This is a genomic window from Marinobacter sp., from assembly GCF_033722195.1.
Classification (GTDB): Bacteria; Pseudomonadota; Gammaproteobacteria; order Pseudomonadales; family Oleiphilaceae; genus Marinobacter.
The window spans coordinates 1-10,259 of the sequence record NZ_JAWVZL010000101.1 but is presented as its reverse complement, the minus strand read 5'-3'; the positions used below and the strand labels follow the sequence as shown (position 1 = coordinate 10,259).

Annotated in this window: 10 protein-coding genes; 4 read left to right on the top strand and 6 right to left on the bottom strand. The window is 64.6% G+C overall.

All coding sequences use genetic code 11. The annotated features are described in order from the left end of the window. From R3280_RS14075 to R3280_RS14055, 5 genes are all read right to left on the bottom strand, one after another. On the bottom strand, positions 1-454 hold a 454-nt coding region (locus R3280_RS14075), incomplete at its 3' end, for a TetR family transcriptional regulator (RefSeq protein ID WP_318999245.1). 7 nt (positions 455-461) lie between these two features. Continuing rightward, complete coding sequence (locus tag R3280_RS14070; RefSeq protein WP_318999244.1) at positions 462-1,223, bottom strand: SDR family oxidoreductase; 762 nt, start codon at positions 1,221-1,223, stop codon at positions 462-464. Positions 1,224-1,309: 86 nt separating this feature from the next. Beyond that, positions 1,310-1,666 (bottom strand): hypothetical protein, encoded by a 357-nt coding sequence (locus tag R3280_RS14065; RefSeq protein ID WP_318999243.1) that lies wholly within the window; start codon positions 1,664-1,666, stop codon positions 1,310-1,312. Positions 1,667-1,958: 292 nt separating this feature from the next. Beyond that, the gene (locus R3280_RS14060) at positions 1,959-2,387 is read right to left on the bottom strand and encodes an SRPBCC family protein (protein ID WP_318999242.1); all 429 of its coding nucleotides are present in this window, start codon (positions 2,385-2,387) and stop codon (positions 1,959-1,961) included. A gap of 99 nt (positions 2,388-2,486) precedes the next feature. Continuing rightward, positions 2,487-3,362: an AraC family transcriptional regulator gene (locus R3280_RS14055; protein ID WP_318999241.1), complete on the bottom strand. Its 876-nt coding sequence runs from the start codon at positions 3,360-3,362 to the stop codon at positions 2,487-2,489. Positions 3,363-3,512: 150 nt separating this feature from the next. Here R3280_RS14055 and R3280_RS14050 point away from each other — a divergent pair, with 150 nt between their 5' ends. Together R3280_RS14050 and R3280_RS14045 are read left to right on the top strand one after the other, a co-directional pair. Beyond that, positions 3,513-4,625 (top strand): alcohol dehydrogenase family protein, encoded by a 1,113-nt coding sequence (locus tag R3280_RS14050; RefSeq protein ID WP_318999240.1) that lies wholly within the window; start codon positions 3,513-3,515, stop codon positions 4,623-4,625. After that, on the top strand, positions 4,609-5,748 hold the full coding sequence (locus R3280_RS14045; RefSeq protein ID WP_318999239.1) for a proline racemase family protein: 1,140 nt from the start codon (positions 4,609-4,611) through the stop codon (positions 5,746-5,748). The genes R3280_RS14050 and R3280_RS14045 overlap by 17 nt, the downstream gene beginning before the upstream one ends. Here R3280_RS14045 and R3280_RS14040 read toward each other — a convergent pair. After that, a complete protein-coding gene (locus R3280_RS14040; protein WP_318999238.1) occupies positions 5,717-7,672 on the bottom strand; it encodes a sigma 54-interacting transcriptional regulator in 1,956 nt (651 codons plus the stop codon). The genes R3280_RS14045 and R3280_RS14040 overlap by 32 nt on opposite strands. 292 nt (positions 7,673-7,964) lie before the next feature. Here R3280_RS14040 and R3280_RS14035 point away from each other — a divergent pair, with 292 nt between their 5' ends. Further along, positions 7,965-9,371, top strand: a complete 1,407-nt coding sequence (locus R3280_RS14035) for a CmpA/NrtA family ABC transporter substrate-binding protein (RefSeq protein ID WP_318999237.1) — start codon at positions 7,965-7,967, stop codon at positions 9,369-9,371. A 2-nt stretch (positions 9,372-9,373) separates the two neighbouring features. Next, on the top strand, positions 9,374-10,201 hold the full coding sequence (ntrB, locus tag R3280_RS14030) for a nitrate ABC transporter permease (RefSeq protein ID WP_318999236.1): 828 nt from the start codon (positions 9,374-9,376) through the stop codon (positions 10,199-10,201). Positions 10,202-10,259: the final 58 nt, after the last annotated feature.

Genomic DNA, 10,259 nt, shown 5'->3' with positions numbered 1-10,259 from the left:
CCTCACTGCGGCCGGTGCGTTGCTGCAGCAGGCCCACCAGGCGCTGGCTCTGGGCCAGCAGGAAGAGCTTGAAGTCCCGCGCCTCCTGTTCGCTGAGGCCGGTTTCCAGAGCCACGTGCAGCACCGCGGTCAGGCTGCATACCAGGGGGTGCGCCAGCAGGACATCCGCAAAGCCATGGGGGAACCGCGCCGGCGGCTGCCGGCACAGGGTATCCACCATGGCCGCAAAGTGCTCCCGGTAGACCGCTATGTAGAGCAGCTCCCTGCTGCGGAAATAACGGTAGAGCGCGGCCTTGGTGAGCCCGCTGGCAGCGGCGACTTCCGCCAGTGTGACCTGCTCGAAGCGGCGGCTGACGAAAAGCTCCGCGGCAGCCGCCAGAATCTGGCGTTCGCGCTGGGCCTTGTCGGCGTCACTGCGGGCCCGCTGCCGGCCCCCGCACAGTTGATATCTCATGCCATCCTCATGCCTGTAGCCAGCCTGCCAGACGACGGGTCAGCCAGCGGGGCGACAGTTTGCCGGCCCACACCATCAGCCGGTTGCGCCAGCCGGAAATGACGATGGCGCGCTGGCGCCGGGCCAGGGCCTCGGCCACCACGGCTTCAGCTGACATGGTACCGGAATGGAACAGGCGGGTGTCGGTCATGTTGGCCCGGCTGGCGAACTCGGATTCGGTGGCACCGGGGCAGAGCGCGCTGACCCGGACGCCGGAACCCCGCAGCTCCTCGTGCAGGGCTTCGGAGAATGACAGCACGAAGGCCTTGGTGGCGTAGTAGATCGCCATGTTGGGGCCGGCCTGGAAGGCGGCGGTGGAGGCAACATTGATGATGAAGCCCTCACCCTGCTGCCGTAGCTGAGGCAGCAGGCGCCAGGTCAGGTCCACCAGGCTGGTGACGTTGACCTGGATCATCGCCAGCTGGCGCTCCAGGTCCATCTTCTCGAAACTGCCGCGATCGCCGAAGCCGGCGTTATTGATCAGGCCGGACAGCGCCCAGCCATGGGCAGTCAGCTCGTCGGCCAGGGTGGCCGCCGCGTCCGGTCGGGCCAGATCCGCTGTCAGGACCCTGGCGTCAATGCCATGCTGACGCCCGAGTTCTTCGGCGAGTTCCGTCAGGCGGTCCTTGCGGCGGGCCACCAGGATCAGGTCCTGGCCCTGCGCCGCCAGGGTGCGGGCGAAGGTTTCGCCGATGCCGGCACTGGCGCCGGTGATGATGACGTGGGCCATAGGCCTGTCCTCCCGATGTAAGTGAACATGAGTCACTTAAGTTACACCGGGAGAGCGGAAAGGTAAATAACCTTTGGTTATTTATTTCAGGCGGCGCTGTGCCAGGCCGGCAGCCCCCGGGAAACAAGCTGGTGCTCAATGGCGTGCAGAAGTTGCTCCCGATCCACCCGGTAGGCCCGGTTGCCGGCGTGGCGCCACTGCCGGGGCAGCCAGTGAGGCTGGGAGGCCACCGCTAGGAAGGCCAGGCTGGGCACGAAGCGATAGGTTGTGCCGCCCCGGCTCCAGGTCACCACCGGTGCCAGGTGGGTATGGCCGGCCGGGTCACGCTGGCGTTGGTGGTCGAACTCGAGCTGCCAGCCAATGTGCAGATCCTCGACGTGGCAGGCGGCTTCCAGCCGGCGTTCCTCGGTGAGGCCGATCAGACGTTTCGAATGCATTTCCATAACTGACTCCGTGATTCAGACAAGTGAACGAAACCCTTTGGCCGGTTCTTGTCGCGGGTCATCCTGACCACGCCTTGTTATGTGTACAAATGTACACACGGAGTTGTGAAAATGGCATCCGGTGGTCTCGCTTTGGCCCGCTATGACATCACCAGCCTGGCGGGTAACGCAGAACCCGGCTCGCCGGCGGCCCGGAGCGAACTGATTGACGGAGGAGGAAGGGGAGAGCCCCGGCCATCAGGGCTGTGTCGCCTGGCCCTGGCCGGGGTAGATCGAAAGCTCGGGGTGGGCCTCAGGCCAGTTTGGGAATCCGGCGAATGCCCTTGCGGATGCCCTGGTCGAGGGCTTTCTGGATCAGCTTGCCGGTGAAGGGCACCAGGTCCTCGAAGGTGATGGTGTAATGCACCCGGGTGCCGCCGTTGGCAGCGTCATTGAAGCGGATACGGCCCAGGTGATTGCGGATCGGGCTCATGCTGGTGACGGTGTACTCAATCACCGAGTCCGGCTCGAACCGGATGATGGTCTCCTCCAGGCCGATGGGGCCGATGCCCAGACGCCTTACCGAGCCCAGGCCGTTGGGGTCAGCCTGCTCGCTGTCCTTGATGCGTTTGACCGGTGCTCCAAGCAGCTTGCCGAAGCGGCTGTGATCGGCAAAAAGGGCGAAGACCCGGTTGCGGGGCACGTCAAAGGTTTCATCGATATCAATGGTGTAGGACGCCATAACTGCCTTCCGTAAGGTTGAATCGGTATACAGACTAACGGGTTCGCCCGGGCAACAAAAGCCGTTGGCCCGCATGCCCGGGGATTTGGCCTGACCATCTCAGTGGCGGCGGCTGTCCCGGTAGTCCCGCGGCGACTGACCCATCACTTTCTTGAACAGCCGCGAGAAGTAGTAATTGTCCTCGTAGCCCAGGCGGTGACTGATCTCGGTCAGGCTCAGGCTGGTGGTATCCAGCCACTGGCAGGCCTGCTCCACTTTCAGGTGGAGGAAATGCTGGATCGGTGACTCGCCGGTGAGATGACGGTAGCGGGTGGCGAAGTGGGCGCTGGACAGCCCGCCCAGCTCCGCCAGCTGGTCCAGGCTGATGCGTTCATTGAGCCTTTCCCGCATGAAGCCGTGGATCAGGTCCAGGTCCAGCTGGCGATGGTCGTCGGTATCGTCCGCCAGCATGGGCACGGCGGTCAGCAGCTGGCGCAGACGATTGCTGGCGTTGACCAGGCCACTGGTGCGAAAGCCGGTCTGGCGCACCGACAGCAGGCCGTTGAAGTCCACCAGCAGCCGCGGCTGCAGGCCCAGGGAGCGCACCCGCACCCGATCACTGAAGCCCATGTGGTGCTGGAAGTCGCGGGTCTTGGGGCCGGTGTAATGCACCCAGTGAATGCTCCAGGGTGCTTCCGGGTCAGCGGTGTAGCGGTGCTCGGCACCGGCCGGCAGCAGCACCAGGTCCCCGGCGGACACCGTAAAGGGCTCGCCCTCAACGCTGAAATAGGCCCGGCCGTCGGTGCAGTAAATCAAAAGATCGTCCCGGTGCTGGCGGCGATGCATGTGGTGGCCAACGGCCTTGCGGTAATGGCCAAAGGCCAGCGGGTAGAGATCCGATGCCAGCGGGTGGGCCGCCAGCAGTGCCAGGATCGGGTCCGGGACCACATAGCGGACACTGTCAGGGGGTAGGGGCCATTGCGAGGTCTGGGGCATGACGGTGATCTTTTTGCTGTCCTGTGATCACAAGATAGTCCATCAATGCCGGCGGTCCGTCAATGTCGCCGGGGCCCCTGACTCTGGTTATAAAATGACCTAGGATGAAATGGCAGACGTCATTCACAAGCACGACGATCAGGAGGACGCATGATTCCCGATACCATGAAAGCGGTTCAGCTGACCGGCCATGGCGGGCTCGACAAGCTGGTCTATCGTGAGGACGTACCGGTACCCGAGCCGGCCACGGGCGAAGTGCTGATCCAGGTCAGCGCCTGTGGCATGAACAACACCGATGTCTGGGTCCGCGAAGGGGCCTACGGCAGCGACACCGATCCGACCGCCGTGTCCACCTGGCGTCGCGGCCGCTCCACCCTCGAGTTCCCCCGCATCCAGGGCACCGACATCGTCGGCAAGATTGTGGCGGTGGGGGACGAGGTGCCCAAATCCCGCATCGGTAAGCGGGTGATCGTGGATTTCAGCATTTACAACCGGCCCGAAGGCGACGACAGCCTGGCAGACATCGACTACATCGGCCACGGCCGGGACGGCGGCTATGCCGAGTACACCGTGGTGCCTTCGGCTAACGCCTACACCGTGGACACCGACATGACCGATGCCGAGCTGGCCACGTTTTCCTGCGCCTACCTGACTGGCGAGCACATGCTGGACCGGGCCCGGCTTGCCTCTGGCGAGCGGGTGCTGGTGACCGGTGCCTCCGGCGGCGTGGGCTCGGCGATCCTGCAGCTGGCCCGGGCCCGCGGCGCCATACCCTACGCCGTCACCAGCCCGGAAAAGGCCGAAGCGCTCAAGGACATCGGCGCCGAAGCCACCATTGCCCGTGGCGAGGGCGACCTGGTGAAGAAGGTGGAGGAGGCCACCGGCGGCCAGGCCATCGATGTGGTGGCGGACCTGGTGGCCGGGCCGATGTTCAACGACCTGCTGCGCATCCTCAAGATCGAGGGCCGCTACACCACTGCCGGCGCCATCGGCGGCCCGGTGGTGGAGCTGGACCTGCGCACCATGTACCTGAAGCAGCAGGAGCTGCACGGCTCCTCCCAGGGTACCCGGACCGCGTTCCGGCGCCTGCTGCGGTATATCGAGGAGGGCAAGATCCGCTCGTTGCTGGACCGCACCTACAAACTGTCGGATTTCCATGAGGCCCAGACCGCTTTCATGTCGAAATCCTTCATCGGCAAGCTGGTGGTGGTGCCGGACAGCCAGTGGGATGAAGTAGGAGCTCCCCATGCCAAAAGCGAATGACTTCGTCGAACGTCGCCAGCCCGGTCATGATCGCCGCCAGCGCGCGGTGGTCACCGCTGAAACGCCGCCGGGGCATCGCCTGCGCTCCATCGAGCTGGTGGACATGCAGTCCGGGGGCGATGTCAGCCGTATTGTCACCAAGGGTGTCGGGCATCTGCCCGGCGGCAGCGTGCTGGAGCAGATGCGCTATATCCAGAAGCACGGCGACGGTCTGCGGCGCTGGCTGCTGAACGAGCCTTATGGCGATCCCTTCATGTCCATCGACCTGATCGTGCCGGCGGACAATCCCAAGGCTCAGGCCGGCTACATTATCATGGAGGCCATGGGCTACCCGCTTTACTCCGGTTCCAACACCATCTGCACGGCGGCCGCCATTCTGGAGAATGGCATCGTGCCAATGGAAGAAGGCGAGCAGCAGCTGGTGCTGGAATCGCCGGCCGGCCTTGCCTACGTCAGGGCCCGGAACCGCAACGGGCGGGTCCAGTCCATCACTACCCGCAGCGAGCCGGCCTTCGTGGCGGCCCGGGACATGGTAGCGGAAGTGCCCGGCTTCGGCAGTGTCGGCTTTGACCTGGTGTGGAGCGGCGCCTATTTTGCCCTGATCAACGCCGCCGATGTAGGTTTTGGCATCGTCAACGACGAGATGCGGGCGATGGCGGACTTCGGGCTGGCTTTCGTCAAGGCGGCGCGGCCGGCGGTGACCGAGGAACACCCGGAGCTGGGCCATGTCGGTCCGCTGCCCTTCGCCCACCTGATGGGCCCGGTGGAGCCGGTCGGAGATGAGGGCTTCCGCTCCCGCTCTGCCACCTACGTGCATCCGGGTGTGATCTGCCGCAGCCCCACCGGCACCGGCACCTCGGCCCGCCTGGCGCTGATGCACGAGCGCGGCGAAATCCGCGAGAGCCAGTGGCTGGAAACCATCTCTCCCCGCAACAGCTCGTTTGTCGGCACGGTGCTGGGGGAGGCCAGGGTGGGTAGCCATCGGGCGCTGAATACCGAGATCACCGGTCGTGCCTGGACCCTGGCCCGTTCCCAGGTCATGCTGGACCTGGACGACCCGCTGGTGGACGTGGAGGATCTGGAGGGCGTGCTCAACTCCCATGAGATTCCACCCCAGGTCTGACCGATAACGCCTCCGGCTCCGGCGACCGCCGCGCCTTGAAGCTGGCCGGCTCGATCGCCAGCTTTTTCAGCCTTGAGGCCAGGGTGGTGGGCTTCATGCCCAGCAGGCGGGCGGCGCCACGCTCACCAAAGATCCGGCCCCGGGTCCGCCGCAGGGCCCGGATCAGGTTGTCCCGTTCCAGTGCCCTGAGTTGCTGTTCGGTCAGCAGCTCCGGGTTGGCCATGCTTCCGGTGGTTGGCGCCGGCTCGGTCGGGACCGGCGCGTCCTGACCCGGCAGTTCGAAGTTGAGATGATCGTCCGCCACGATCACCTGCCGCTCGATGGCGTTCTCCAGTTCCCGCACGTTGCCCGGCCAGTGATAGCGCTGCAGGGCCTCCACGTCCCCCAGCCGCAGTGGAATCGGCGGGCGCTTGAATTTCTGGCAGGCACGGTTGAGAAACTCCTGGGCCAGCATGGGGATGTCCTCCACCCGCCGCCGCAGCGGCACCGATTCGATGGGGAAGACGTTGAGACGGAAGTACAGGTCCTCGCGGAACTGTTTGTGCTGCACTTCCGAGCGCAGGTCGCGGTTGGTGGCGGCGATGACCCGCACGTTCACCGCCCGGGTACGGTTTTCGCCGACCCGTTCGAACTGCTGGTCCTGCAGGACCCGCAGCAGCTTGCCCTGCAGCTCCAGGGGAATCTCCCCCACTTCGTCCAGGAACAGGGTGCCGCCGTCCGCAAGCTCGAAGCGGCCGATGCGGTCGTTGACGGCACCGGTGAACGCGCCCCTGATATGGCCAAAGAATTCGCTCTCGAACAGGTCCTTGGGAATGGCGGCGCAGTTGACACGGATCAGGGGTCGGTCGCGGCGGTCGCTGGCCTGGTGGATGGCCCGGGCGATCAGTTCCTTGCCGGTACCGGACTCGCCGGTGATCAGCACGTTGGCGTCGGTGGGGGCGACCAGACCGATGCGCCGGACAATACCGCGGATGGCGTCGCTGCGGCCGACAATCTCGTGGAAATGGTGTTCGGCGCTTAGTTCCTCCTGAAGGTAGGCGTTCTCCATCTCCAGCCGGTGCCGGAGGCTCTCCACTTCGGCCAGGGCCGCGCGCAGCTCGCTTTCGGCCTGCTGGCGGGCGGAAATGTCCCGGAACACCACCACCGCCCCCACCGGATGGCCGTTGTCCATGATCGGCGTACTGGTGTACTCCACCGGGAAGCCGCTGCCGTCCCGGCGCCAGAACCAGTCCTCACCGATACGCTTGATGTCGCCGTCCCGGAAGGCCGCATAGATGGGACACTCCTTGAGGGGAAACAGCGAGCCGTCGGCGTGGGAGTGGTGTACCACCCGGTGCATCACCCGCCCCATCAGCTCCTCCCCGTGCCAGCCCAGCATGCGTTCGGCGGCGGGATTGACGAAGGTGGTGCGGCCCTCGGCATCAACGCCGTAGATGCCTTCCCCCACCGCATGCAGGATCAGCTGGTTCTCGCGCTCCATATCCCGGAACAGCTCCTCCACCCGGCGCCATTCCAGCAGCCCGCCGCGATGGTAGTGGTTGGCGTCGTGGCGCTCCCGCAGCACCCGTAACCATTGCCGGTCCCGCAGCAACAGCAGCAGGGTCTGGGATTCGGCCTCACCGGCCCGGGCCGAGGAAATCTCCAGTTCGATGTTCCGGCCGTCCCGGTGCCGGAGGCTGAAGTCACGGCTCCAGCCCTGGCCACGGAACAGGGTTTCCTCGGTGAAGGCCACCAGTTGCGGGCGCTGGTCCCGGAACAGATGGGTACAGGGGGTCTGGCAGATGTCCGCCCGGGTTACCCCCAGCAGCCGCGCCATGGCGGCATTGCACTCGAGAATCTGGTCCAGGGCGGCGTCCACCAGCAAGGCGGGCTCGGGTAGGTGCTGGGTCCAGCCGGTCTGCAGGGTGGAGGTTGGTGGCGTCATATCGGGGCATCTCTGTGTAGGTCTCACCGGGACCTCTCAAGAGCCATGCCAAATAGGAAATTTCGTGATTTTTACTGCGAGGTTTCGTAATTCACGAGATTTCGTGGTCGGTTGCTTTTGCCCCGCTATCCCAGATAACTGATTTATCAAGGAAAAAATTCTCCCCAAAGCTGGCACGAACCCTGCGATACCCGGGTAGACGACGAAACAGGCCATGCCCGCCCTGCGGCGGCGGACCGGCCTTCAAGCACTGTTTCGGTGCGAGCGTGTTCATAAACAGGGAGAAAGCCTGATGACAACTAAGAGCCTGGGAAATCCGTTCGACGGCGACCAGTCGCTGATCCACGCCAAACACTGCGGCTGCCACGACTGCGTGGGCGCTGACGCGCCCGCGCCACGGACCGGCCCTTCCGTATCATCCCTCGAAACCGCACCTGAAGGCAGCGAGGCCATGCTGGACCGGGCCATCGAGAGCGCGGTGGTGCGGTCAGTGTTCGGGCATGACGATCATACCCGGCGCAGTTTCATGAAGCTGGTGGGCAGCGGCACCGCCGCCGCGATGATCGGCAGCTTCTTCCCGCTGGACAAGGCCAAGGCGGCGGTGAAGGAGTCCATGGGCAAGCTTGAGAAGACCAAGCTCAAGGTGGGCTTCGTGCCCATCACCTGCGCCACCCCTATCATCATGGCCCATCCCCTGGGTTTCTATGAAAAGTACGGCCTGGATGTGGAAGTGATCAAGACCGCCGGTTGGGCGGTGGCCCGGGACAAATCCCTGGCCCGGGAATACGACGCCTCCCACATGCTGACTCCGATGCCCCTGGCCATGTCCATGGGCGCCGGTTCCACCCCCGAGCCTTTCATCATGCCGGCGGTGGAGAACATCAACGGTCAGGCCATCGTCCTGCATGTGGACCACAAGGACAAACGGGATCCCAAGCAGTGGAAGGGCTTCAAGTTCGGGGTACCCTTCGAGTACTCCATGCACAACTTCCTGTTGCGCTACTACCTGGCGGAGAACGGCGTGGACCCGGACCAGGACGTGCAGATCCGTGTGGTTCCGCCACCGGAGATGGTGGCCAACCTGAGGGCCGGCAACCTGGACGGCTACCTGTCACCGGACCCCTTCAACCAGCGCGCGGTCTGGGAAAAGGTGGGCTTCATCCACATGCTCACCAAGGACATCTGGGAAGGCCATCCCTGCTGCGCCTTCGCCTGCAGCCAGCAGTTTGCCACCGAGAACCCCAACACCTACACGGCGCTGCTCAAGGCCATCGTCGACGCCACCAACTACAGCCAGAACCTCGACAACCGCAAGGAAATCTCCGCTGCCATTGCACCCAAGAACTACCTCAACCAGCCGGTTCCCGTCATCGAGCAGGTGCTGACCGGGCGCTACGCGGATGGTCTGGGCAGTGTCCAGAACGTGCCGGACCGGATCGACTTCGATCCCTTCCCCTGGCACTCCATGGGGGTCTGGATCCTGACCCAGATGAAGCGCTGGGGTTACATCGAGGGCGAGGTGGACTACAAGGGCATCGCCGAGCAGGTCTACCTGGCGTCCGATTGCCGCAAGATCATGGAGGAGCTGGGTTATCCGGCGCCGGACAGGACCTATGAGCAATACACCATCATGGGCAAGACCTTCGATTACAACGAGCCGGAGGCCTACATCAACAGCTTCCCGATCCGGAGGGCCTGACCATGGCGTCCATATCCGTCCGGGCCGCCACCCTGTCTCTGGTGTTCCTGATCCTGGCGCTGGGTATCTGGGAGATGGCGGCCCAGCCACCGGAGGCCGACAAAGCCCTCACCGAATACGAGATGCTGATGGGTGGCGCCGACCAGGAGGCGAGAGTGCCGCCGCCCTCGGAGGTGCTCACGCTGGCCTGGGCCGAACTCTCGGACCCCTTCTATGACAAGGGGCCCAACGACAAGGGCATCGGTATCCAGCTGGCCTATTCCATCTACCGGGTGATGAGCGGCTACCTGCTGGCGATGCTGGTGGCCCTGCCCATTGGTTTCCTGATCGGCATGTCACCGCTGATGTACAAGGCCCTCAATCCCTACATCCAGCTACTGCGGCCGGTGTCGCCGCTGGCCTGGATGCCCCTGGCGCTGTTCATCATCCAGGACTCGGAGCAGTCGGCGATCTTTGTGATCTTCGTGTGCTCGATCTGGCCGATGCTGCTCAACACCGCCTTTGGTGTCGCCAATGTCCGCCAGGACTGGGTCAACGTGGCCCGCACCCACGAATTGAGCCAGTTGCGCACCGCCCTGACGGTGATCCTGCCGGCGGCGGCGCCCACCATCCTTACCGGCATGCGGATCTCCATCGGCATCGCCTGGCTGGTGATCGTGGCCGCCGAGATGCTCGTGGGCGGCACCGGCATTGGCTACTACGTCTGGAACGAGTGGAACAACCTCGACCTGGCCAGTGTGATCTTCTCGATCCTGATGATCGGCGTGGTGGGCATGCTGCTGGACATGGCCCTGGGCCGGGCCCAGCGCATGGCCGAGTACCAGGAGTAGGGCGCACCGTGAACCTGTACACCCATTCGCAAAACCGGCCGGCACCGGCCGGAGGAGT